The organism is Acidovorax sp. Leaf191 (assembly GCF_001424425.1).
GTDB lineage: Bacteria > Pseudomonadota > Gammaproteobacteria > Burkholderiales > Burkholderiaceae_C > Acidovorax.
On the sequence record NZ_LMPT01000001.1, the window covers coordinates 16,648 to 39,205 of the forward strand.

A 22,558-nucleotide genomic window follows, 5' to 3' on the forward strand; every position below is an offset into this window, starting at 1 on the left:
CCCGCGCCGGCCCCCGACGAACCGCCCAGCCCTTTTCCTTTGCCCTTCGGAGCGCCCTGATGGACCTCAAGCCCCTCATCACCCTGCTGGCCATCGTGAACCCGCTGGCCATCGTCCCCTTCTTCATCCACTACACGCAGGGGTTTTCGTACCCGCAGCGGCGGCGCACCATCCAGGTGGCCAGCTTCAGCGTGTTCTGCGTGATCGCCGCCTGCGCGCTGCTGGGCCTGCAGATCCTCGATTTTTTCAACATCTCGCTGCAGAGCTTTCAGGTGGGCGGGGGCATGCTGCTGCTCATCAGCGCGATGAACATGCTCAACGCCCAGCCGGCCGAGGCCAAGCCCACCACCAACGAATATGAAGAAGGCGCCGAGAAGGCCGCGGCGGGCAGCTCCATTGCCGTGGTGCCGCTCACCATCCCGCTGCTGACCGGCCCGGCCAGCATGTCCACGGTGGTGATCTACGCCGACCGCGCCCAGGGTGTCTGGCAAACCCTGGCGCTGGTGGGCTACGGCGTCGTCATCGCCCTGGCCACCGCCGTGTGCTTTGCCCTGGCGGACCCCATCGCCCGGGTGCTGGGCAAGACGGGCATCAACGTGATGACCCGGCTCATGGGCTTGATCCTGGCGGCGCTGGCCGTGGAAGTGATGGCCGACGGTCTGGGCAAGATCTTTCCGGTGTTGATCGCCCGCTGAGCCATGTCCGCCCGCCTGCTGCTGCTCGAAGACGACCCCGCCATCGCCCGCACCGTGGCCTATGCGCTGGAGCGTGACGGCCTGGCCGTGACGCACAGCCTGCTGGTGGACGATGCCCGCCGCCAGATCCGCGCGACGCACTTCGACCTGCTGGTGCTGGACGTGGGCCTGCCTGACGGCAGCGGGCTCGACCTGCTGCGCGAGCTGCGCAACGCCAGCCCCACGGCCACGTTGCCCGTGCTGATGCTCAGTGCCCACGGCGAAGAGATCGACCGCGTGCTCGGCCTGGAGCTGGGCGCGGACGACTACCTGGCCAAGCCCTTCAGCCCCCGCGAGCTCGCGGCCCGCGTGAAGGCGCTGCTGCGCCGCGCGGGCGCCCGCAGCAGCGCTGGTGGTGCAACCGGTGCAGTCCATTCGCCGCCGGCCCCTGGCAGCGCCCGCAGCCTCTTCCAGGACGATGAGGCCGGCCAGCGCATCAGCCTGCGCGGCCAGCCGCTGCCGCTGACCCGGCGCGAGTACCGCCTGCTGTCCCACCTGCTGCGCGGCGCAGGCCGCATCCATTCGCGCGAAGCCCTGCTGGCCGCCGCCTGGGGCGACGACAGCGACAGCACCGATCGCACGGTGGACACGCACATCAAGACCCTGCGCGCCAAGCTGCGCGAGGTGGATGCAGCGACCGAGTACATCAGCACGCACCGGGGCATGGGGTACTGCCTGGATGTGTGAAGCCGATGTTTGAAGCCGATGTCTGAAGCCCCCCTGAGTCGCTGCGCGCCTTCCCCCGGAGGGCGACGCCACCCGTGGCCCGGCGGAGCCGGTTCCACGGTGGCGCTGGCTTGCGCCGCGCCTGTTTCGGCGCGTGTGCGCGTGGCGGGGGGCTAGCCGATGCGCCTGGGCATCCGCCTTCTCTTCGCCTTCTTCCTCATCAACGGCATCGCGGCGTTTTTCGTGCTGCGCGTGTTCATGGCCGAGATCAAGCCCAGCGTGCGCGAGGTGATGGAGGACATGATGGTGGACACGGCCAACATCCTCGCCGAGCTGGCCAGTGAAGACCTGGCCGCAGGGCGGCTGGCCGGCGGCAGCGGGCAGGCCAGCCCGTTTGCGCAGAACGTGCGCCGTTACGCGAGCCGGCCGGTGGATGCGGCGATCTGGGGGTTTGCCAAGCAGTCGCTCGACTACCGCATCTACGTGACCGACCGGGACGGCCGCGTGCTGTTCGACTCGGAGAACCGGGCGGTGGGCGCGGACTACTCGCAGTGGCGCGATGTGGCGCGCACGCTGCGGGGCGAGTACGGCGCGCGCTCCACGCGCGAGGTGGACAGCGATGACACGACGGGCGTGATGCATGTGGCGGCACCGATCTACGTGAAGGGCGAGATCGCCGGGGTGCTCACGGTGGCCAAGCCCACGCGCACCGTGCAACGCTTCATCGACCGCGCGGAGCGCAAGGTGTTCATGGGCGGTCTGCTGCTGCTCGCGCTGTCGGCCGCCGTGGGCGTGGCGGTGACGCTGTGGATGGTGTGGAACGTGCGCCGCCTGCGCGACTATGCATTGAGCGTGCAGGGCCCCGCCGATGGCGAGCACCACGACGCCGATGCGCCGCCCACCGCGGCCCTGGCCGTGCCGCAGGTGCCCGGAGAGCTGGGCGACCTGGCCCGTGCGATGGACCGCATGCGCGCCCGGCTGGAGGGGCGCGACTACATCGAGGGCTACGTGCGCGCCCTGACGCACGAGCTCAAGAGCCCCGTGGCCGCCATCCGTGGCGCGGGCGAGCTGCTGCAGGACGAGCTGCCCGCCGCCGACCGGGCCGAATTTGCCACCCAGGTGGTGCAGCAAAGCGAGCGCCTGCAGCGCATCATCGACCGGCTGCTGGAGCTGTCCAAGCTGGAGCAGCGCCACCATGCCGAAGGCCGCGCCCCCGTGGCGCTGCAGGCCTGCGCCGAAGCCGCCATCGGCCAGACTCGCGGCCGCGCGGCGCAGCGCGGCATCACCCTGGCCCTCGCAGGCACAGGCGGCAGCGGCCCGTGGGAGGCCGAGCTGGTCACCCTGGCGCTGACCAACCTGCTGGACAACGCCATCGATTTCGCGCCCGAGGGCAGCACGGTGCAGGTGGCGCTGCAGGGCAGCACCGTGGCCGTGCAGGACACGGGCCCCGGCGTGCCCGACTACGCGCTGCCGCGCCTGGGCGAGCGCTTCTTCACCACGGCACGGCCCGGCGGCGAGCGCAGCGGCTCGGGCCTGGGCCTGGCCATCGTGCGGCGCGTGATGGCGCTGCATGGCGGGCAGATGGTGGTGGGCAACACGGCGCCGGGCTTGCGGGTGGCGCTGGAGTTTGCGCCCCGCGCACCGCACGGCCTGGGCTAGGGCGCGGCTGCAGCGCCTGCCCTGAGGTGTGCCACCGCGCCCACCACCAGCAGCGCCAGCGCCACCCCATCGACCAGCGCCACCCTGGCCAGCGCCGCGTTGGTGGTGCCCGTCGACCACCACAGCCACAGAAACGACACCACGCTCACCAGGCCCGCGACCAGCGCGGCGCGGTGCAGCGGCGGGTGCAAGGCCGCATAGCCCAGCAGCGCGGCCAGCAGGCCGAAGAGCACCGCACGGTGCCGCAGCAGCAGTTCCAGGCCCGGGTCCTGCACCGGCACGCCGTACAGCTGCAACAGCTTGCCGGCCCCCAGCACCCCGGCCAGCGGCAGGGCATGGACCACGGCCACCAGCATGAGAACCCCCGAGACGATCCAGCGCATGCGCTTGCCTTTCTTCATGGATGGAAGGCCTGTTTGTAGCCCTGCGCGCGCCGGCCGTCGATGACCTCGCAGGTAACGGGCGCCGCGCCGCCGCCCAGGTCAGCCTGCGACCCGCGACCCGCGACCCGCGACCTGCGACCTGCGGAGTGCGTGGCGCTCGTCACTTCACACCGGCTTCACAAACTTCATCGACACCTCACGCCCGCGGCCAACACTGCCTGCACATCACTTGCGGAGGACTCCTTGAAACACCCACTCTTTACCAAACTGGCAGCGCTGGCGGCCATCACCGTGCTGCTGCTGTTTGGCCTTTCCATGATCGAAGACGTGGTGCGCGACCGCCAGCGCTACCGCAGCCTGACCGCGCAGAGCGTGGCCGAAAGCCTGGCCGGGCCGCAGACGCTGATGGGTCCCATGATCCACAGCGCCTGCGTGGAGAGCTGGGACGTGGAGACCGGCAAGGGCGACGAGCGCCGCGTGGTCGAGCAGCGCCGCGAGTTCCTGCTGACCGCCATGCCCGAGCAGCTCAAGCTGCGTTCGGGCGCCGCCATGGAAGAGCGGGCGCGCGGCCTGCACAAGGTGAACACCTTCAACCTGAAGGCGCACCTCACTGCGCAATGGGGCTCGCTGGCCGGCCTGCAGCCGCAGACCACCCAGAAGAACTCGCGCATGCACTGCGGCGCGCCGATCATCATGATGGCCGTCGGCGATGCCCGCGGCATCCGCACGGCGCAGCTCACGCTGGGCGAACAGACGCTGGCGCTCAAGCCCGGCACCTTCCACCCCACCTACAGCCGCGGCCTGCATGCGGTGCTGCCCGAGACGGTGCGCGGCCAGGCCCCGGGCCTGTCGGTCAGCATGGACCTGGAACTGGTGGGCACCGAGCGCATCGCCATCGTGCCGCTGGGGGGCAACACCGAGGTGCAGATGACCAGCAGCTGGCCGCACCCCTCCTTCGGCGGGCGATTTTTGCCGTCGGAGCGCGAGGTCCGAAAGGATGGCTTCTCGGCCCAGTGGCGTCTGTCGTCGCTGGCCACCACGGCGCAGGCGGACATCGAAAAAGGCAGTCGCATCTGCATCGGCGGCTACGACGACAGCCCGGGCGACTATGCCCCCGGCGGCGCCACGCCGCGCGACTGCGCCGACAGCTTCAACGTGGCGTTCGTCGACCCGGTGAACCCCTACTCGCTGAGCGACCGCGCCACCAAATACGGCGTGCTGTTCATTGCGCTGACCTTCGTGGCCGTGGGCCTGTTCGAGCTGATGAAGAAGCTGCGCGTGCACCCGGTGCAATACCTGCTGGTGGGCAGCGCGCTGTGCAGCTTCTTCCTGCTGCTGGTGAGCCTGTCGGAGCATCTGCCGTTTGGCGTGTCGTATGCGGCGGCCGCCAGCGCCTGCGTGCTGCTGCTCGCCTACTACGCCAGCCACATGCTGGGCGGCCTGGCGCGCGGGATTCCGCTGGGCGCGGGCATTGCGCTGCTGTACGGGCTGCTCTACGCGCTGCTGCAGCTGGAGCAGACCGCTCTGGCCGTGGGCGCGATCGCGCTGTTCCTGGTGCTGGCGGCGGTGATGGTGCTCACGCGCAAGGTCAACTGGTACGGCCTGTCGCAAGGCACGCCGCCCCAGCGCCCGGCGCCAGCGGCGGCTCGCCCCGCGCCTGTGCGCCCGGAGGCTTCATGAACGCCGCACCTGCAACCCCCACGCCGGCCGCCAACGCCTGGGCGCAGCATCTGGCCGGCACGGCCTGCCACGAGCCCGGCGCGCACGGCGAGCACGGCGAGCACGGCGCACGGGGCGTGCGCGAAGGCTTGCCGCAGGACACGGCGGCGCAGCCGGGCACCGCGTTGTCGATGGCAGAGGCGCAGCGCGTGCAGCGCTACCGCGACCGGCTCATGGCCGCCGTGCGGTCGCAGGACCGCAGCGCGCTGCGCAGCGCCAAGCAGGAGGTTCTGCAAGCCGCGTTTCGCGGGGCCGCCGACACCGACCGGGCCAGTGCCGGGTCCCCCGCGATGCGCCGGGCGCTGCGCGACCTGTGCTGGCGGATGGCGATCCTGATGCTGCCGCGCCAGCGCGAGGGATGAGGCGTGCCATACCGTCCCCAAGGCCTTCTACCGCTCTCTGCAACAGCGCTATCAGCTATGAAAAACATAGCAAATTGCAACGCGCGGCGTCAGGCCACGACCGTGCGGTTGCGCCCCTCGCGCTTGGCGGTGTACATCGCTGCGTCCACGTGGCGCAGCGTGATGTCCAGCGGGCGCTGCGGATCGAACGGCGACAGCCCCATGCTGGCCGTCAGCACCAGGGTGGGCTCGATGCCCGGCACAGGCCGGGCCGCCAGCGCAGCGTGCAGGCGCTGGGCCACGGCCTGGGCCTGCTCCACCTGCGTGGCCGGCAGCAGCGCCAGAAACTCCTCGCCGCCCCAGCGGCTCACCACGTCGGCAGCGCGGAAGACTTCGCGGCACAGCGTGGCCACGTGCTGCAGTGCCATGTCGCCGGCATGGTGGCCATGCACATCGTTCACGCGCTTGAAGTGGTCCACATCCAGCATCAGCAGGCAGGCGGGCTCGCCACCCCGCTGCAGCAGGGCCAGCTCCTGGCGCAGCCGGTCGGTGAACGAGCGGCGGTTGGCCAGCCCGGTGAGCACGTCGGTGTGGGCGAGCACAGCCATCTGGCGGCGGGCTTCTTCCAGCTCCACCAGCATGTGGCCCTGGCGCTCGTTGGCGCGCTTGAGCTCCAGCAGCCGGATCACCTGGCGCGCGATGGCCAGCAGCAGCTCCTGCAGGCGCGGCGCCAGCAGGCGGGGCACGTAGTCCAGCACACACACCGTGCCCAGCACATAGCCGTCGGCGGTGACCAGGGGCGCGCCCGCATAGAACCGCATGGGGGGCTCCTGCGTCACGATGTCGAAGTGCGCGAAGCGCGCATCCTGCGCCAGGTCGGGCACGACGAACACGCCGGTCTGGCGTGCGGCGTAGCGGCAGATGGACTGGTCCAGCGGTGTCTCGCGCACTTCCAGGCCCACCGCGGCCTTGAACCACTGGCGCTCGCGGTCCAGGAAGCTCACCAGCGCGACCGGAGCGGCGCAGACATGGCCCGCCATGTCGGCCAGCTCATCGTAGGCCGGCTCCATGGGCGTATCCAGGATGGCGTAGCGCTGCAGGGCCAGCAGACGCTGCACGTCGTCGATGAGGGGGTCCGGGAAGGCGAGGGTGTCCATGGCAGGGGGCGGTGGCACAACACCCCGCCAGCATGCCATACGCCGCCGGCGCGACCCAGCGCAAGAACCCGCGGGGCGGCCTGGGTGCGCACCTTCACGGATGACGCCATCGCTACCGTGGCCGCCACGCAGCAAAGCACCACACAGCGCTGCCAAGCCCCACGTCGCCGCAGGTGTCAGGCCAACGCGGCCTGCACCGACTGCACTGCGCCCAGGCTGGAGGCGTCCGAACAGGTGGCGCCGCCGCAGCCGTGGACGAGTTCACCTGGCAAGGCCTGCGGTGCATGGACCACGCCCGTGGCAGGGTCGAACCCCACCCGGCGCAGGTGCAGGGCCAGCGCCGCGTCCATGCTCTGGGCATGCTGCGGGAACCACAACGCCAGCTCGCTCGCCATCACGCGCAACACCTTCTCGTCGCCCTGCCGCGCGAGCGCGGCGCCTTCGCGCATCACCTGCAGCACCACGCGGTGCTGCATGCTGTGGCAGTTGCCCGAGGCAAACCGTGTCGATGCCATCCAGGCGTCTTCCTGGCCAAAGTGCTGCTCGGTGTGCTCCACGAGCCGCTCCCAGGCAGGGAGCAACTGCGCATCGTCGGCGTGGTCGACCACGGCCAGCAGGTCGACGAATTCCCGGTGCGTGTCGTCCATCAGGTCGAGGTCCAGGGCGAGAGCGTCCGACCATTCGAGTTGAGCCATGGAGTGTTCCCTTGCTGCGCCGCGCGCACTGTGTGAAAGACAAGGAAACGAGCTTAGTTTCAAGGGGCCCGCCGCATGTTGATGCAGGTCAGATGCAACGCAGCGACCCTATGCGCTGCGCCCAAGACAAATGCCCCGCGGAGGCGGGGCATTTGTCTTGGGCAACCATCAGGCCATGGGCGCAATGGCCACCCGATCAGCAGCGCAGGGCTGCGTGATCAGGCTGCATGATCAGCTCTTGCCGTACATGCGCTTCATGTCGTCCACGCACTTGGACTTGGCGTCGCCCGACAGCGCATCGCAGCGCTCCTTGGCAGCCTTGTAGTTGGCTTCGTTCTTCTCGGCGTTGGCGTCCTTCTTGGCTTCGGCCACGGCTGCGCCCTTTTCAGCTGCGCTGTCGGCAGGCTTGGCCTGGGTTTCGGCAACCTTGGCGTCTTCCTTGGCCTTCACGTGGGCTGCCTTGGCATCCTTCACGCACACATCCTTCTCGTTGCCCTTCAGGTCATCGCACTTTTCCTTGGCGACGTTGTAGGCAGCGTCACCGCGTGCTTCAGCCACTTTGCGGGTGGCCTTGGGGCTGGGCTTGTGCTGCGCGTCGAGCTCAGCCTTGGCAACGTCTTCCGCGCCCTTGGCTTCCTTCACGCAGATGTCCTTGGCGTTGGCCTTCAGCGTGTCGCATTGGGCCTTGGCGGCCTTGTAGTCGGCAGAGATGCGTTCCTTGCCGGTCTTGTATTCGGCATCTGTCAGCGCGAAGGCGGAAGTGGCCAGCAGGCCAGCGGCGACAGAGGCAATCAGGGTACGTGCGAATTTCATGGGTTTTTCTCCTCGATCAGCGTTGCTGTGATTTGGTATGGGTCAGGGGAATCAGGGTCGGCAGAGCCGGTGCTTCAGTCGTTGAAGCGGAAATCGGGGTGGCGCGACTGCCAGTCCTTGAGCTGCTTTTCAGCCTCGTCGCGGGCGATGCCCTGGCGCTCTTGGACCTTGCCCAGGAACTGTTCGCGCTTGCCATCGATGACATCGAAATCGTCGTTGGTGAGCTTGCCCCACTGCTCAACCATCTTTCCCTTGAATTGCTTCCAGTTGCCCTTGATGGTGTCTTCGTTCATGGTCTTCCTCCTAGAGGGTTGATTCGCCGTGGCCTTCCGCCGATATGGCGGTTCACGGTGCCTTGCAGCGATGGAGTCACTGTAAAAACATGGCGCACCGCGGCGCGTAGGCATTGGGGGGAAGCCGGCGTCGGCTGGTGGACTACAGCCATGCCGGACAAGGGGCCACGCAGCACGATGGGCGTGTGGGACTCGACGCTGGGAGCTAGTCGAAACCGGAGCCCCTGTGGAAACAGTTTCATTTGGTGACTGTTTGTAGTCACTGATAACGATTTAGCGCTGGAGGCTCCCAGTTGCAAATCCATACACTTGGCTACAGGGCCGTGGCATCCTCAGCAGACGTGCAGCATTTCACCGATTCAGGCGTGCTGCGTGTGCTCCATGGGAAGGTGCTTCGCGAAAAACAACCAGCACAACACCATGACACAGATGAAAGAAGCGCCTCACGCCGCAGCGGACGCCGAGGTTGCACGGGAATCCCACAGCGCTGCCATAGCCGCACCCGCCCCACGCCCGGCCGCGCCCCTGCCCCGGGACGCCACACTCGCTGCACTGATGGCCAGCGTCGCACTGGCGGCCTGCGGCGGCGGTGGCGATGCCGCCAACGAGAACGCGGCCCCCCCGGCCACGCCCGCGCCCGGCGCCCCCCCGGCACCTGCGCCCACCGGTCCCGCGCCGGCACCCGCTCCCACACCCGCGCCCGGATCTGCGCCTGCGCCCTCACCGGCGCCCACGCCATCGTCGCCCCCACCGCCCGCGCCGGCCACCTCGGCCTACCCCACGGCACGCACCGACCAGGAGGCCGCGCGTTTTCTGCTGCAGGCGCAGTTCTCCGCCTCCACCACCGACATCGCCAGCCTGCGGGCCAGCAGCTACGACGCGTGGATCAACGACCAGTTCGGCCAGCCCGTGGGCACCAAGGGCTGGGATTGGCTGAACCAGCGCGGCTACAACGCCGTGGACAACGCCACCGCGTACTACGACAACACCTACCCCGGCGACGCGATGATCTGGCAGCAGCTCATGACATCGACCGACGGCCTGCGCAAGCGGGTGGCGCTCGCGCTGTCGGAGATCTGCGTGGTGTCGCTCTCGGGCCTGGACTTCAACTGGCGCAGCCACGCCATGGCCCACTACTGGGACCAGCTCGTGGCCAATGCGTTCGGCAACTTCCGCCAGTTGCTCGAAGACGTGACGCTGAACCCCGCCATGGGCTACTACCTCAACACCCGTGGCAACCAGAAGGAAAACGCGGCCTCGGGACGCCAGCCCGACGAGAACTACGCCCGCGAAATCCTGCAGTTGATGTCCATCGGCCTCGTGGAGCTGAACCAAGACGGCACCGCCAAGCGCAACGGCTCGGGCCAGGTGGTCGAGAGCTACACGCAAAGCGACGTCACCAACCTGGCGCGCGTGTTCACCGGCTACGACTACAACCAGTCGCAAAACAGTCCGGTCACCGTGCCCGGCACCACGCGCACCGTGCCCAGCACGGACTTCACGCGGCTGCCCATGTCGCTCAATGCGTCGCTGCATTCCACGCTGGCGGCCACCTTCCTGGGCACCACGGTGGCCGCCGGTACGCCCGGCGCCGCGGCGCTCAAGACGGCGCTCGACACCATCTTCAACCACCCCAACGTCGGGCCGTTCATCGGCAAGCAGCTGATCCAGCGGCTGGTCACCAGCAACCCCTCGCCCGGCTATGTGAGCCGCGTGTCGGCCGCCTTCAACAACAATGGTGCCGGCGTGCGGGGCGACATGCGCGCGGTCATCAAGGCCGTGCTGCTGGACGACGATGCGCGCAGCCCCGCGGGCCTTGCCGACCCCATGTTCGGACGACTGCGCGAACCCATGCTGCGCTTCGTGCAATGGGGCCGTACCTTCGGCATCTCGTCGCAGTACGGCAGCTGGAAGATCGGCGACCTGAGCTCGGCCGGCACGCGCCTGGCGCAAAGCCCGCTGCGCTCGCCCTCGGTGTTCAACTTCTTTCGGCCCGGCTACGTGCCCCCCTCCACCGCGCTGGCCACGGCCGGTGCCGTCGCGCCCGAGTTCCAGCTGGTCAACGAGAGCAGCGTGGGCGGCTACCTCAACTACATGCAGGGCGTGATCCGCAACGGCATCTTCGTCAATGCGCCAGACCTGCCCAACGGCGGCAGCAACGCCACCAACGGCTACGACATCAAGGCGGCCTACACCACCGAGCTGGCCATGGTGGCCGATGCCGATGCGCTGGTCGCGCGGGTCAACCTGCTGATGACGGGCGGCCAGCTGTCCGCCGGCACCGTGAAGCTGATTGCGGACGCCCTCAAGGCCACGGCGGTGACCGCGGCCAGCACGGACAACGCCAAGCGCGACCGCGTGGCCGCCGCGATTTTCCTCGTCATGGCCTCGGCCGAATACCTGATCCAGAAGTAAGGCGCGCCGCCATGCAATTCATCCAGCCCGAACTCCATTCCCGCCGCGCCTTCCTGCGCCGCTCGGCCCAGCTGGGCATCGCAGGCACCGCGCTGCCGTTTGCGCTCAACCTCGCCGCGGTCGGCGAGGCCGCGGCCTTCACCGCCACCGACTACAAGGCGCTGGTCTGCGTCTTCCTGTACGGCGGCAACGACTACGCCAACACCGTCATCACCTACGACGACGACAGCTACAACAAATACAGCACCATCCGCGGCGGCGCAGGCGGGCAGGCGGCGGGCGGCATCGCCCTGGCCAAGTCCGCGCTCACCCCCACGCTGCTCGCGCCCACAACGCCGCTGGCCGGTGGGCGCCAGTACGCACTGCACCCGGCGATGACGGGCCTGACCAACCTGTTCAACACCGGCAAGGCCGCCGTGCAGCTGAACGTGGGGCCGCTGGTGGTGCCGCTCACACGCGCGCAGTACAACAACAGCAATCGCGCGCTGTACCCGCTGCCGCCCAAGCTGTTCTCGCACAACGACCAGCAATCGGTGTGGCAGTCGTCCTCGCCCGAAGGCTCCACCGTGGGCTGGGGCGGCAACCTGGGCGACCTGGCGCTGTCGTCCAACGGCACCTCGTTGTTCACCTGCATCTCCGTCACCGGCAATGCGGTGTTCCTGTCGGGCGACTCGGCGCTGCAATACCAGGTCAGCACGGGCGGCGCCATTCCGATCAATGGCGTGAAGAACAACGTGTATGGCTCCACCGCCGTGCGCTCGGCGCTGACCTCGCTGATCCAGCAGAACAGCGGCCAGGCGCTGGAGAACGAATACAACCGCATCACCGCCCGGGCCGTGGGGGCCGAAGCCACCATCACCTCCGGACTGGCCGGGGTCAACCTGACCACCGCGTTCCCCACCAACAACCCGCTCGCAGACCAGCTCAAGATGGTGGCCCGCCTGATCGGCGCGCGCACCGCGCTGGGCAGCAAACGGCAGGTGTTCATGGTGTCGCTGGGAGGCTTCGACCTGCACGACAACCTGATATCGCAGCAGCCCGTGCTGATGCAGCGCGTGAGCGAAGCCATGACCGCGTTCTACAACGCCACGGCAGAGCTGGGCCTGGCCGACAAGGTGACCGCGTTCACCGCGTCGGACTTCGGCCGCACGCTCAGCTCCAACGGCGACGGCTCGGACCACGGCTGGGGCAGCCACCACCTGATGGTCGGCGGTGCGGTCAAGGGCAAGGCCTTCTACGGCAAGGCGCCGCCGGTCAGCATCACCAACACGACAGACGCCAACGACCAATGGCACGTGGGCCAGGGCCGCCTGCTGCCCAGCACCTCGGTCGACCAGTACGCGGCCACGCTGGCCAGTTGGTTCGGCGTGAGCAACACGGAGCTGCCGGGCGTGCTGCCCAACCTCAGCCACTTTGGCGGGGCGGACTACCCGACGAATCTGGGATTCATGGTGTGAAGATTGGTGGGCCTGACTGCCCTGTGTCAGGTTCAAGCCATTTCACGAACTGCCGATCCATCTAATTGATAGATATATTCGGCAAAGCCCGGTATTCGAATTTCAATCGCATATTGGGCCATTCGCGCTCAAGGGGCGTTCAATGGGTGACCCCCACAGCAATGCCCAATAGCATTTGCACCCCGCCCTAGCACTACAACGCCGAGCAGCATATTTAGTCGAATAGTTAATATTTTATTAAATTGCAGTCGATCGGCAACTGAGCATTCGAGACATGCTACGAACAAAAATAAACCATGCAGATATATTTGCATGGTTTATTTTTTGCAACTAGCCGCTTCACTCCGATCGTCTTTCAATCGATTCCTCAGCCCACTGCTAAATCAGCGGTGTGCCTGAGCGACGACAGTCATATCCAGAATTTTGCTACAGCCAATTGTGCGACCCAATTTATCAACTGCGCGTCAAACGCCTTCAGCATGGACTATCAAAGTTGGACAAAAATAGACCAACTAATATCATGACTGCGAAGGTATTATTTCATACGAAATCATGGCCCTAATGATTCGCGTCGCGCAAGCACACCTAACAACACGATTACATATATTCTTAATTCGCATGACTCATGACCACCTGCATACGCACCGGCCTCTAAAGACGGCACGACACAAGTGGAAAGCGAAATCCCCTAGCATTGTGTCGCTACATGTGCAAATGGCACTGAAAGAAGCCATGGAGAAAGAAAATATAGCAGTAACGGATTTCGATGATTTGCTATGGATCATGGCGCAAGAATCGGGAGGTGTTGTTGGAGTGCGCAATGGATCATCGACAGCGAGAGGACTTTTTCAACTCCTGATGGCACAATATCCGTTAAACCCCAACGGAGAAAAATCTTTTGGCAACGCAGTGGAAGAATGCCAAGGGGGCATCCACTATATATATGGACGCTATCATTCATCACAGAAGGCAAAAGCGTTTTGGGAAAAGCACCATTGGTACTAAAATGAAAACAAATCCGCAATCTCTTTGCATTGCATTAATCATTTTTTCAACCTCTGCTTCTGCTGCCGACCACTCTCACCCCATCAGCTTCGACACATACAAGGTAGGCGTTGCAACTAAAAAAAGCACAGTACTGCCGAAATTAACTTCCGCTGACGCTACTCAGTACATCTCTCAACTTAAATCCGCAGCAAGACAACCCATCAATTTTGCAGGGCACTATATCTTGGCTACGTGGGGCTGCGGTTCTGGTTGTGTGATGGGCGGTGCAATCGACACCGTGACGGGGCGTGTGGTGATGCTGCCGTTCACTGTATCCAATTGGCCGCTCCAAGTCGTGGAACCCCTCGCTTTTCGGAAAGGCAGTGCTCTTCTCATTGTTCAAGGGAGCAGGAATGAGCAAGGGTCTGGCACCCACTATTATCAGTTTGATGGTTCTAAATTCAATTTATTGAAGACCGTTAACCATTAACGCTATCTAGCCTCGCGCAGCGCTTCCGCTACATCAGCGGGCTGCGGCCATCAACGCGCCAACGATGGGTTGCAGCTCCGAACTTGAACAATTCGGCCCAGAAGCTGCGCCATGGTCGTGCTGCCATGCTTGTCAGGGCCAAGAAGCGCCACCGCCATGCTGAGCGCTAATAATGGCCGGATGACCTCATCATCCTCTTCGCCTCAGCCACCCCGCCCCCGCATCGTCATCATCGGCTGCGGCTTCGGCGGCCTGGAAGCCGCCCGCGCGCTGCGCGGTGCCGCGGTGGATGTGACCCTGATCGACAAGACCAACCACCACCTTTTCCAGCCCCTGCTGTACCAGGTGGCCACGGCCGGGCTGTCGGCACCGGCCATTGCGGCGCCCATCCGACATCTGTTTCGGCAGCAGCCCAATGTCACCACCTTGCTCGGCGAGGTCACGCGCATCGATGTGGCGGCGCGCGCGGTGCACCTGAAGGAAGGCGGGCACCCGTCGGAGCCTTTGCACTACGACCACCTCATCGTGGCTGCTGGCGCCACGCACAGCTACTTTGGCCAGGACGCGTGGGCCACGCATGCGCCGGGGCTCAAGACGCTGGACGATGCCTTCGAGATTCGCCGCCGCATCCTGCTGGCGTTCGAAGCCGCCGAGAAGGAGCCCGACCCCGCGCGCCGCGCCGACTGGCTCAACTTCGTGGTGGTGGGCGCCGGGCCCACCGGTGTGGAGATGGCGGGCACGCTGGCCGAGATCGCCAACCACACGCTGCCCGGCGAGTTTCGCCATATCGACCCCGCCAGCGCCAGGATCATCCTGCTCGAAGGCGGCGCCCGGGTGCTGCAGGCCATGCCCGAGGCGCTGAGTCAACGCGCGAAGGAGCAACTGGAGAAGCTGGGCGTGGAGGTGCGGCTGCAGGCCCGTGTCACGGCCATTGATGCTGAAGGTTTGATGGTGGAATCGCCTGCTACCGCTGGTTCAGCAGGCGCCAACAGCTATCAAATCAAGAGCAAATGCATTGTTTGGGCTGCGGGGGTGGCGGCCTCGCCGCTGGGGCGGCACCTGGCCGAAGCCACCGGCTGCACCACCGACCGCGCAGGCCGCGTGGTGGTGGCGCCCGACCTGTCGCTGCCCGGCCACCCGGAGATCAGCGTGATCGGCGACCTGGCCTCGGCCCAAAGCCATGCGCCCGGGCACGAGCCGAAGCCGGTGCCCGGCGTGTCGCCCGGGGCCAAGCAGATGGGCCGCGCCGCGGCGGCCAACATCCTGCGGCGGCTCGGTGGCCACCCCACGCAGCCGTTTTGCTACAGCGACTACGGCAACCTGGCGACCATCGGCCGCAACTCGGCGGTGGTGGACCTCACCTCGCCCGCGGGGCCGGTGCGGTTTTCGGGCTACTTCGCGTGGCTGTTCTGGCTGTTTGCGCACGTGTACTTTTTGATCGGCTTTCGCAACCGGCTGGTCGTGCTGATGGACTGGGCCTGGGCGTACTGGAGCTTCGCGCGCTATGCGCGGGTGGTGACGGGGATCGAGGGGCAACCGTCCGTGGCCGCAGCGCCGGTATCCAAAACCCCCGACAAGGCCCAACCGTAGGGCACGGACGCCGCAGTACCGCAGCGGGGCGGCGTCTTCCCGCCCCGCCTGCACGCCGGCGTTCCCAGAACCGGCTTCAGCCGCGCGCCCCGGCAGCGCCCTGCGGGCCCCGCAGGTGCGCGATCAGGTCCTCCAGCCGGAGCTTGCTGGCCATCTTGTGCCGCAGGGTCTTGAGCTCTGCCATCACGGCTTGCAACTCACCGGGTGTCGGCTGCAGCGGCCTGAGGCATTGGGCCAGCACCGGCACCACCTCGCGCCGCATGAACCGCCCGCCCGCCAGCACCATCTGCACGATCACGAGCAGCACGCCCAGGGCCATGAACACCAGCACGGCCAGGTCGGACGAGTCGGGAGACACCTTGTGCACAAGGGCGGGCCCGGCGATCATCAAGCCCAGCGCGACCAGCGCCGAGATACCGACCTCCTTGTCGAAATGGGTGGAGGCAAAACGCTTTTCGACCTTGGGCGACAGCAGCAAAAACGGGCTGCGGATCAGCGCCTTGCGGTCATCGGCATGCAGGGCGCGGGGGTCTTCGCGCAGCTGCCGCTCCAGGTCCAGCCGTTCTTTCCAGGCCTGCTCCAGGTTCGGGAAGGTCTGCCGCGCCAGCTCGGGCAAAGACGCCGGTTGGGACGCCACCGCCGCGTAGTGGGTGGGCTCGGCGTTGAACGCGGTGCCGCACCGCGCACAGGTGCGCTCGTAGCCCACCAGTTCGCCCTGGCTCACGGTGATGTAGTAGACGTGCCCCGCCGAGCCCAGGCGCCGCAGCACGAAGGGCCGCGGCTTGCGGCAGATAGGGCAGAAATCGGCCACATGGCCGAGTTTTCGGTAGACGAGCTTCTTCCCCCAGACGATGAACATGGGAACCCCTCTCGGTGTGTTGTGTGATTTTTGGGAAACGGGAAGCCGCATGGTACGCACTGCGGCTGCCAAGGCACCGGGGGATGCGCCTGGGAATGCGTCCCTGTTTCCATCACGCAACGCAGTGCCGTGCTCGCCCGCCTGGAATCCTCTCGAACGAAAGGCGGTGTACACACAGACCACCATGGCCCGCACAGCAGGGTGGCCCCACGGGGCCGCGCCTCACGGCGGCGGCATCAGGGCCGGACGTCGGCCACCTGCTCCAGCCATTGGGACAGCTCTTGCGCCACTTGCGTCGATGCATCCGACAGCGCGGCCACGCCGCCTGCGGCGTCGGCGCTGCGGGCGGGGGTGCGCACGATGAACACGCGCTGGCCACGCAGCACCTCGCCCGCCAAGGCGAGGTCCACCACCGTGGCGCGCAGGCGCACCACGCCGGCACTGTCGGTGGCGCTGGTGAACACGTGGCTGAACTCCTCCAGCTCCACACGCAGCACCGACGGCAGGCGGCTGCCCTGGGCCGGGTCGCGCGCCTGGGCGGCGGCGTCGTCGGCCTTGAGGATGGCGCGGCGCTGGCCCAGCTGCTCGCGCAGGCGCTGCTGCACCAACTGCGCGGGCGGCTGACTCCAGCGGGCCTGGCTGTAGGGGCGCAGCTGCTGTGTGTCGGCGTACATCAGGCGGTAGAGCACGGCGTTGCTGCCTTCGGGCAGGCCGGGCGCGTCCACGTCGGCCAGGGCCAGTGGCGGCAGTGGCGCGCGCCGGTCGGTGGGCACCGGGGCCAGCGCGCCGGGGCCGAAGTCGTACAGCACGGGCCGTGCGGGCGGCGTGGGCAGGGCCGAGCAGCCAGCCAGCAGGATCAGGCCCAGAACGGCGCTCGCACCGGACAGATAAGCGCGGCCAGCTATGCTTTTGATAGTCTTCATTTGCATTCCTCAGAGATCCATTTCGGCGGCATCGCCACACGCTTCACGACCGGCGCTGCCGGGATACCAGCGCACCCGTGGCACCGGCTTCCCCAGGCCACCGGCTGCGCCCCCCTTCGGGGGGAAAGCGCCGCAGGCGAGGCTCAGGGGGGGCTGAACCCCGCTTCACCCGGGCCGGGCGGTACGCGCCCCGAGCCGTAGATGAAGAGTTGCGGGTTGTCCGACACGCCGCCGGCAGTGCGGCTCAGCTGCCGTGCAGCGCGCGAGGTGTCGTCGGCCGCGCGGTTCAGGCGTGGCAGCGTGGTGGTGCTGAACTGGTCGGCCGCGCGCGCCAGCGATTGCGTGCCGATCGTGATCTGGTCGATGGGCCCGCCGTCCGCGCCCAGGCGCTGGGTGGTCTTGCTCACGTCGGCCGCCAGCGACGACACGCTGGCACCGGCCTGCTGCAGCGACTGCAGGGCCTTGCGCGCGTCGTTGGCCAGGGGCGGTATGGACGCCAGGGCGGGGTCCAGGCGCTGGGCCACGGTGGCATCGAGCCGCTGGGTCAGCGTGTTGACGCTGCCGGCGGCCAGCGCGATGTTGCCGATGGCCTCGGAGAGCTTTTGCTGGTTGCTGTCCGACAGGATCTGGTTCACGCGGCGCGTGGCTTCTTCGACCTGGCTCAGGATGGCGGGGGCTTGTTCGGCCAGCTTGCCGAACGGTGACGCCTTGATGGGCAGGCGCGGCAGGCCGCTCGGGCCCGGGGGCAACTCGGGGTAGGGCTTTTCAGCGTCGTCCAGCAGGATGTGGGCCAGGCCCGTGACGCCCTGGTAGCCCAGCACGGCAAAGGTGGTGGGGCTGATGGGCGCCTGCTCGTTGACGGCGATGCGGATGAGCACGTTGCCGCTCACCTGCGGGTCGAACCCGATGCGGGTGACCTTGCCGACGGCCACGCCCTTGTAGCGCACTGCGGCCTGGGGCTGCAGGCCGCCCACGCCGTCCTTGGTGGACAGCTCGAATTGCTCGTAGTTGGCGCTGTCGCGCGTGAGCCAGATGGCCAGGCCCGCCAGCATGGCGGCCACCACCAGCACGAAGATGCCTGCGGCAAGCGCGTGGGATTTGTTTTCCATCAGGTGTGTTCCTTGTCTGGCTGGGGTGCGGCCGGCTGCGCGGGGCCCTGCGCCAATGCAGGTGGAGGTGCGGGTTCAGTGAGGGGGGCGGATGCGGATTCGGGTGCGGGGGCCTGCACCGGCGCCATGGCGCGCTGGCCGCGTTCGCCCATGAAGAACTGCTCGATGAACGGGTGCTTGAAATGCGCCACCTCGTGCGGTGGCCCGGTGACGATGACCTTCTTGTCGGCCAGCACGGCCACGCGGGTGCTGAGGGCGAACAGGGTGTCCAGGTCGTGCGTGACCATCACCACCGTGAGCCCCAGCGCCGCGCGCAGCTCGCGCAGCAGCGCGCAGAATTCGTCGGAGCTGTTCGGGTCGAGCCCCGCAGTGGGCTCGTCGAGCAGCAGCAGCGGCGGGTCCATGATGAGCGCACGCGCCAGCGCCACGCGCTTGACCATGCCGCCGGACAGATCGGACGGCATGCGGCTCGCGTGCTCTGGCTTGAGGCCCACCATCTGCAGCTTGACCAGCGCCGCGTCGCGCACCAGATCGTGGGGCAGCGTGCCCTGCTCGCGCAGCGCGAAGGCCACGTTGTCGAGCACGTTGAAGGCCGAGAACAGCGCGCCGTGCTGGAACAGCATGCCCACGCGGCTGGCCGCGCCCTCGCGCCCCATCTCCGACGCGGGCCGCCCCAGCACCGTCACCGTGCCGCGCGCCGGCTTGGCCAGGCCCAGTATCTGGCGCAGCAACACCGTCTTGCCCGTGCCCGAGCCGCCTACCAGCGACAGCATCTCGCCGCGCTGCACGCTGAAGTTCAGGTCCTGGTGCACGGTGAACGCTTCGGTGCCCTTGCCGAAAATGCTCCACAGCCCGCGCACGTCCACCACCGGCGGCTCGTCCGGCGCCACGGCGATGTGCTCGGGCTTGGCGATGCGTTCAGTCATGGCGCCACTCCCCAGATGCGTATGTACCGCCACCCAACGCAGCAACTGGCGCGCCCCCATGCCAGTGCCACCGTGGAACTGGCTTCGCCAGGCCACGGGTGGCGTCCCCTTTGAGGGGGGATGGAGCGAAACGACACAGGGGGGACTTCATATACCGATGTTCTTGAAACCGATGGCGAACAGGGCATCCACGATGATCACCATGGTGATCGACGTCACCACGGATGCCGTCGTGCCTTCGCCCAGGCTCTGGGTGTTGGGCTTGACGCGCAGGCCCCAGTGGCAGCCGATGAGCGCGATGAAGGCGCCGAAGACCACCGACTTGGCCATGGCCAGCCCCAGGTTGCCCACCTTGACGGCCGCCGGCAGCGCCTGCACGAAGTACGCGGGCGAAATGTCCATGGCCAGGTCGGCCGCCAGCATGCCCCCGGCCAGCGCGGCCAGCGTGGTCCACAGGCTGATCAGCGGCATGGCGATGGCCAGCGCGATGGTGCGCGGCATCACCAGCCGAAAGCCGTGCGGGATGCCCATCACGCGCATGGCGTCGAGTTCTTCGGTCACGCGCATCACGCCGATCTGCGCGGTGATGGCCGAGCCCGAGCGGCCCGCCACCAGGATTGCGGCCAGCATGGGCCCCAGCTCGCGGATCAGCGAGATGCCCAGGATGTTCACGATGAACGACTCGGCCCCGAACTGGCGCAGTTGCAGGCTCATGAGGTAGGCCAGCACCACGCCGATCAGAAAGCCCACCAGCGCCGTGATGGGCAGCGCGGTGGCCCCCATGCGGTACAGGTGGCCCGACACATCGCGCCAGGGCCCGCGGCGCGGGTTGCGCGCCAGGCGGCCCATGTCCAGCACCAGCTGGCCCACCATTTCCAGCATGTGGCGCGCGTGGTTCACGCCATGCAGCACCAGCACGCCCAGCCGGTCCACCTCTTCGGCCAGCCGCCACGGCTCGCGCGGCGGCTCGGTGCCGGTGGTGAGCTCCGCCACGCGCTCGAGCATGTCGCGCTGGGCGTCGGTGCAGTCCAGCCGCTCGGGCCAGGCCCGCTGCCAGTGGTTCCACACCAGCTGCGCGCCCACGTGGTCCAGCCATTGCAGCGGCGTCAGGTCCCAGCCCAGGTCAGGCGCGGCGGGGTTGGATTGCAGTTGCCCCGAGACGGCCGCCCACTGCCTGCGGGTGCCCAGCTCGGCAGCACCCCAGCGCCCGTGCAGTTGCGCACACGCGCCCTGGGGCGTGTCTGCGCGAACGATGCGGGGTGCTGGGTCGGTCATGGACTGGGCGGCGCGGCCGCCATGGGATGAGAGAGGCTGCATGGTAGCGGAGGCGCGCCACCGCAGCGCGTAGGATTTACGCCCGCCGAAGGCAGGGCTGCAGGCCTTCCGCGCGTGAAATTAATATCAAACAGCCCCCTACCGCTGGACCTTAAAGCGCCACCAGCTATTAAAACAATAGCAATAGGCAGGACCCCTATCGACAGGGCATGTGCGATCCGCACAATGGCGCACCGACCCACCCTGCCAGCACCGCTGCCCCGATCCGATCTGCCCTGCCCATGAGCGACACCACGTTTGACACCATCATCATCGGCGGCGGCACCGCCGGCGCCCTGCTCGCCAACCGCCTGAGCGCCGACGGCCGCTACCGCGTGCTGCTGATCGAAGCCGGCCGCAAGGACGACTACCACTGGATCCACATCCCCGTGGGCTACCTGTACTGCATCGGCAACCCGCGCACCGACTGGCTCTACCACACCGAACCCGACGCGGGCCTGAACGGCCGCACCCTGCGCTACCCGCGCGGCAAGACGCTGGGCGGGTGCAGCAGCATCAACGGCATGATCTACATGCGCGGCCAGGCCCGCGACTACGACCAGTGGGCCGAGCTGACCGGCGACGCCAGCTGGCGCTGGGAGAACACCCTGCCCCACTTTCGCCGCCACGAGGACCACTGGCGGCTGGACCAGCCCGGCGGCGTGAATGAAAACTTCAAGCGCCTGCACGGCAACAAGTCCACCGGCAGCACCGGCGAGTGGCGGGTCGAAAAGCAGCGCCTGCGCTGGGACGTGCTGGACGCCTTCGCCCAGGCCGCGCAGCAGGCGGGCATTCCGGCCACCGACGACTTCAACGGCGGCGACAACGAAGGCGTGGGCTACTTCGAGGTCAACCAGAAGAGCGGCTGGCGCTGGAACACGGCCAAGGCCTTCCTGCGCCCCACCTGCTACGGCCGCCCCAACTTCGAGATGTGGACCAGCGCGCAGGCCGCCAAGCTCGTCATCGAGACCCAGCCCGACGGCAGCCGGCGCTGCACCGGCGTGCAGGTGTGGGACGGCCACGAGATGGTCACCGCCCTGGCGACGGATGAAGTGATCCTCAGCGCCGGCGCCGTCAACTCGCCGCAGCTGCTGCAGCTGTCGGGCATCGGCCCCGCCGCGCTGCTGCGCCAGCACGGCATCGACGTGGCCGTCGACCTGCCGGGCGTGGGGGCCAACCTGCAGGACCACCTGCAGATCCGCGCGGTGTTCAAGGTCAATGGCGTGCCCACGCTCAATGCGATGGCCGGCTCGCTCTGGGGCAAGGCCAAGATCGGCCTGGAATACGCGATGAAGCGCAGCGGCCCCATGAGCATGGCGCCGTCCCAGCTGGGCGCGTTCACGCGCAGCAGCGCGAGCCAGCCCTACCCCAACATCGAATACCACGTGCAGCCGCTGTCGCTCGATGCCTTCGGCGAGCCGCTGCACAGCTTTCCGGCGTTCACGGCCAGTGTGTGCAACCTGAACCCCACGAGCCGCGGCACGGTGAACATCAAGGCGCCCGACTTCAAGGCCGCACCGGCCATCGCGCCCAACTACCTCTCCACGCCCGAAGACCGCCAGGTGGCCGCCGACAGCCTGCGTGTCACGCGCCGCATCGTGGCCCAGCCCGCGCTGGCCGCGTACCAGCCCGAGGAATGGAAGCCCGGCGTGCAGTTCGAGAGCGACGAAGACCTGGCCCGCCTGGCCGGCGACATCGCCACCACCATCTTCCACCCCGTGGGCACCACCAAGATGGGCCGCGACGGCGACCCGATGGCCGTGCTGGACTCGCAGATGCGCGTGCGCGACCCGCGCGGAGGCCCCGGGGCCGTGGTGGCCGGCCTGCGCGTGGTGGACGCGGGCGCCATGCCCACCATCACCAGCGGCAACACCAACTCGCCCACGCTGATGCTGGCCGAGAAGGCGGCGGAGTGGATCGTGAAGGCGCGTCAGGCAGCGCGCCAAGCGGCCTGACGGGGGCGTGATGGAGTTTGATAGGGAGCGGATAGGGAGCGATGAGGGCTTGATGGCGGCATCGCAGGCGGCG

At 67.6% G+C, this 22,558-nt stretch carries 21 protein-coding genes; 11 read left to right on the forward strand and 10 right to left on the reverse strand.

The window, feature by feature from the left end; genetic code table 11:
• Nucleotides 1–59: 59 nt before the first annotated feature.
• The 3 genes from ASG27_RS00085 to creC all read left to right on the forward strand — a co-directional run bounded on the left by ASG27_RS00085 (nucleotide 60) and on the right by creC (nucleotide 3,059).
• A complete protein-coding gene (locus tag ASG27_RS00085; RefSeq protein ID WP_056164801.1) occupies nucleotides 60–695 on the forward strand; it encodes a MarC family protein in 636 nt (211 codons plus the stop codon).
• A gap of 3 nt (nucleotides 696–698) precedes the next feature.
• Nucleotides 699–1,421: a winged helix-turn-helix domain-containing protein gene (locus ASG27_RS00090; protein ID WP_056410117.1), complete on the forward strand. Its 723-nt coding sequence runs from the start codon at nucleotides 699–701 to the stop codon at nucleotides 1,419–1,421.
• A 159-nt stretch (nucleotides 1,422–1,580) separates the two neighbouring features.
• Nucleotides 1,581–3,059, forward strand: a complete 1,479-nt coding sequence (gene creC, locus ASG27_RS00095; protein ID WP_056410119.1) for a two-component system sensor histidine kinase CreC — start codon at nucleotides 1,581–1,583, stop codon at nucleotides 3,057–3,059.
• Here creC and ASG27_RS00100 read toward each other — a convergent pair.
• Nucleotides 3,056–3,460: a hypothetical protein gene (locus ASG27_RS00100; RefSeq protein ID WP_082516787.1), complete on the reverse strand. Its 405-nt coding sequence runs from the start codon at nucleotides 3,458–3,460 to the stop codon at nucleotides 3,056–3,058. The genes creC and ASG27_RS00100 overlap by 4 nt on opposite strands.
• Nucleotides 3,461–3,685: 225 nt before the next feature.
• Here ASG27_RS00100 and creD point away from each other — a divergent pair, with 225 nt between their 5' ends.
• Nucleotides 3,686–5,122, forward strand: a complete 1,437-nt coding sequence (gene creD / locus ASG27_RS00105) for a cell envelope integrity protein CreD (protein ID WP_056410120.1) — start codon at nucleotides 3,686–3,688, stop codon at nucleotides 5,120–5,122.
• The gene (locus ASG27_RS27380; RefSeq protein WP_235503846.1) at nucleotides 5,119–5,523 is read left to right on the forward strand and encodes a hypothetical protein; all 405 of its coding nucleotides are present in this window, start codon (nucleotides 5,119–5,121) and stop codon (nucleotides 5,521–5,523) included. Before creD ends, ASG27_RS27380 begins: the two co-directional genes overlap by 4 nt.
• Nucleotides 5,524–5,612: 89 nt before the next feature.
• Here the strand turns inward: ASG27_RS27380 and ASG27_RS00115 are convergent, their stop codons facing one another.
• From ASG27_RS00115 to ASG27_RS00130, 4 genes are all read right to left on the reverse strand, one after another.
• Nucleotides 5,613–6,659, reverse strand: coding sequence for a GGDEF domain-containing protein (locus ASG27_RS00115; protein ID WP_056410122.1), 1,047 nt, complete (start codon nucleotides 6,657–6,659; stop codon nucleotides 5,613–5,615).
• A 176-nt stretch (nucleotides 6,660–6,835) separates the two neighbouring features.
• On the reverse strand, nucleotides 6,836–7,354 hold the full coding sequence (locus tag ASG27_RS00120) for a hemerythrin domain-containing protein (RefSeq protein WP_056410124.1): 519 nt from the start codon (nucleotides 7,352–7,354) through the stop codon (nucleotides 6,836–6,838).
• A 231-nt stretch (nucleotides 7,355–7,585) separates the two neighbouring features.
• Nucleotides 7,586–8,167, reverse strand: coding sequence for a hypothetical protein (locus ASG27_RS00125; RefSeq protein ID WP_056410125.1), 582 nt, complete (start codon nucleotides 8,165–8,167; stop codon nucleotides 7,586–7,588).
• Nucleotides 8,168–8,241: 74 nt separating this feature from the next.
• Entirely contained in the window at nucleotides 8,242–8,460 is a 219-nt protein-coding gene (locus ASG27_RS00130) for a CsbD family protein (RefSeq protein WP_056410127.1), read from the reverse strand.
• A 420-nt stretch (nucleotides 8,461–8,880) separates the two neighbouring features.
• On the opposite strand from ASG27_RS00130, the gene ASG27_RS00135 reads away from it, so the two are divergent.
• The 5 genes from ASG27_RS00135 (at nucleotide 8,881) to ASG27_RS00145 (ending at nucleotide 15,399) form a co-directional block, all read left to right on the forward strand.
• Complete coding sequence (locus ASG27_RS00135) at nucleotides 8,881–10,875, forward strand: DUF1800 domain-containing protein (RefSeq protein ID WP_056411520.1); 1,995 nt, start codon at nucleotides 8,881–8,883, stop codon at nucleotides 10,873–10,875.
• A gap of 11 nt (nucleotides 10,876–10,886) precedes the next feature.
• A complete protein-coding gene (locus ASG27_RS00140; RefSeq protein WP_056410129.1) occupies nucleotides 10,887–12,332 on the forward strand; it encodes a DUF1501 domain-containing protein in 1,446 nt (481 codons plus the stop codon).
• Between the two features lie 714 nt (nucleotides 12,333–13,046).
• On the forward strand, nucleotides 13,047–13,337 hold the full coding sequence (locus ASG27_RS25600; RefSeq protein WP_235503847.1) for a hypothetical protein: 291 nt from the start codon (nucleotides 13,047–13,049) through the stop codon (nucleotides 13,335–13,337).
• The gene (locus ASG27_RS26370; RefSeq protein ID WP_156370376.1) at nucleotides 13,276–13,809 is read left to right on the forward strand and encodes a hypothetical protein; all 534 of its coding nucleotides are present in this window, start codon (nucleotides 13,276–13,278) and stop codon (nucleotides 13,807–13,809) included. Before ASG27_RS25600 ends, ASG27_RS26370 begins: the two co-directional genes overlap by 62 nt.
• Before the next feature lie 180 nt (nucleotides 13,810–13,989).
• Nucleotides 13,990–15,399: an NAD(P)/FAD-dependent oxidoreductase gene (locus ASG27_RS00145; protein WP_056410131.1), complete on the forward strand. Its 1,410-nt coding sequence runs from the start codon at nucleotides 13,990–13,992 to the stop codon at nucleotides 15,397–15,399.
• A 76-nt stretch (nucleotides 15,400–15,475) separates the two neighbouring features.
• Here ASG27_RS00145 and ASG27_RS00150 read toward each other — a convergent pair whose 3' ends face one another.
• The 5 genes from ASG27_RS00150 to ASG27_RS00170 form a co-directional block, all read right to left on the reverse strand.
• Nucleotides 15,476–16,258 (reverse strand): hypothetical protein, encoded by a 783-nt coding sequence (locus ASG27_RS00150; protein WP_056410132.1) that lies wholly within the window; start codon nucleotides 16,256–16,258, stop codon nucleotides 15,476–15,478.
• Nucleotides 16,259–16,494: 236 nt separating this feature from the next.
• Entirely contained in the window at nucleotides 16,495–17,181 is a 687-nt protein-coding gene (locus ASG27_RS00155; protein WP_056410133.1) for an ABC-type transport auxiliary lipoprotein family protein, read from the reverse strand.
• 143 nt (nucleotides 17,182–17,324) lie between these two features.
• Entirely contained in the window at nucleotides 17,325–18,290 is a 966-nt protein-coding gene (locus ASG27_RS00160) for an MlaD family protein (RefSeq protein ID WP_056410134.1), read from the reverse strand.
• Nucleotides 18,290–19,216: an ABC transporter ATP-binding protein gene (locus ASG27_RS00165; RefSeq protein WP_056164907.1), complete on the reverse strand. Its 927-nt coding sequence runs from the start codon at nucleotides 19,214–19,216 to the stop codon at nucleotides 18,290–18,292. The genes ASG27_RS00160 and ASG27_RS00165 overlap by 1 nt, the downstream gene beginning before the upstream one ends.
• Before the next feature lie 147 nt (nucleotides 19,217–19,363).
• A complete protein-coding gene (locus ASG27_RS00170; RefSeq protein ID WP_056410135.1) occupies nucleotides 19,364–20,491 on the reverse strand; it encodes an MlaE family ABC transporter permease in 1,128 nt (375 codons plus the stop codon).
• 281 nt (nucleotides 20,492–20,772) lie between these two features.
• Between ASG27_RS00170 and ASG27_RS00175 the strand changes: the two genes are divergently transcribed.
• Nucleotides 20,773–22,485 (forward strand): GMC family oxidoreductase, encoded by a 1,713-nt coding sequence (locus ASG27_RS00175; protein ID WP_056410137.1) that lies wholly within the window; start codon nucleotides 20,773–20,775, stop codon nucleotides 22,483–22,485.
• The last annotated feature ends 73 nt before the right edge of the window (nucleotides 22,486–22,558 follow it).

Bases quoted from the DNA above. Each gene is read 5' to 3' on its own strand.
- ASG27_RS00140 (WP_056410129.1), top strand. From the start codon at position 10,887: ATGCAATTCATCCAGCCCGAACTCCATTCCCGCCGCGCCTTCCTGCGC.
- ASG27_RS00135 (WP_056411520.1), top strand. From the start codon at position 8,881: ATGACACAGATGAAAGAAGCGCCTCACGCCGCAGCGGACGCCGAGGTT.
- ASG27_RS00100 (WP_082516787.1), bottom strand. From the start codon at position 3,460: ATGAAGAAAGGCAAGCGCATGCGCTGGATCGTCTCGGGGGTTCTCATG.
- ASG27_RS00130 (WP_056410127.1), bottom strand. From the start codon at position 8,460: ATGAACGAAGACACCATCAAGGGCAACTGGAAGCAATTCAAGGGAAAG.
- ASG27_RS00150 (WP_056410132.1), bottom strand. From the start codon at position 16,258: ATGTTCATCGTCTGGGGGAAGAAGCTCGTCTACCGAAAACTCGGCCAT.
- ASG27_RS26370 (WP_156370376.1), top strand. From the start codon at position 13,276: ATGGACGCTATCATTCATCACAGAAGGCAAAAGCGTTTTGGGAAAAGC.
- ASG27_RS00145 (WP_056410131.1), top strand. From the start codon at position 13,990: ATGACCTCATCATCCTCTTCGCCTCAGCCACCCCGCCCCCGCATCGTC.
- ASG27_RS00160 (WP_056410134.1), bottom strand. From the start codon at position 18,290: ATGGAAAACAAATCCCACGCGCTTGCCGCAGGCATCTTCGTGCTGGTG.
- ASG27_RS00115 (WP_056410122.1), bottom strand. From the start codon at position 6,659: ATGGACACCCTCGCCTTCCCGGACCCCCTCATCGACGACGTGCAGCGT.
- ASG27_RS00165 (WP_056164907.1), bottom strand. From the start codon at position 19,216: ATGACTGAACGCATCGCCAAGCCCGAGCACATCGCCGTGGCGCCGGAC.
- ASG27_RS00175 (WP_056410137.1), top strand. From the start codon at position 20,773: ATGAGCGACACCACGTTTGACACCATCATCATCGGCGGCGGCACCGCC.
- ASG27_RS00085 (WP_056164801.1), top strand. From the start codon at position 60: ATGGACCTCAAGCCCCTCATCACCCTGCTGGCCATCGTGAACCCGCTG.
- ASG27_RS00090 (WP_056410117.1), top strand. From the start codon at position 699: ATGTCCGCCCGCCTGCTGCTGCTCGAAGACGACCCCGCCATCGCCCGC.
- ASG27_RS00120 (WP_056410124.1), bottom strand. From the start codon at position 7,354: ATGGCTCAACTCGAATGGTCGGACGCTCTCGCCCTGGACCTCGACCTG.
- ASG27_RS00155 (WP_056410133.1), bottom strand. From the start codon at position 17,181: ATGAAGACTATCAAAAGCATAGCTGGCCGCGCTTATCTGTCCGGTGCG.
- ASG27_RS00170 (WP_056410135.1), bottom strand. From the start codon at position 20,491: ATGACCGACCCAGCACCCCGCATCGTTCGCGCAGACACGCCCCAGGGC.
- ASG27_RS27380 (WP_235503846.1), top strand. From the start codon at position 5,119: ATGAACGCCGCACCTGCAACCCCCACGCCGGCCGCCAACGCCTGGGCG.
- ASG27_RS25600 (WP_235503847.1), top strand. From the start codon at position 13,047: ATGGCACTGAAAGAAGCCATGGAGAAAGAAAATATAGCAGTAACGGAT.
- creC (WP_056410119.1), top strand. From the start codon at position 1,581: ATGCGCCTGGGCATCCGCCTTCTCTTCGCCTTCTTCCTCATCAACGGC.
- ASG27_RS00125 (WP_056410125.1), bottom strand. From the start codon at position 8,167: ATGAAATTCGCACGTACCCTGATTGCCTCTGTCGCCGCTGGCCTGCTG.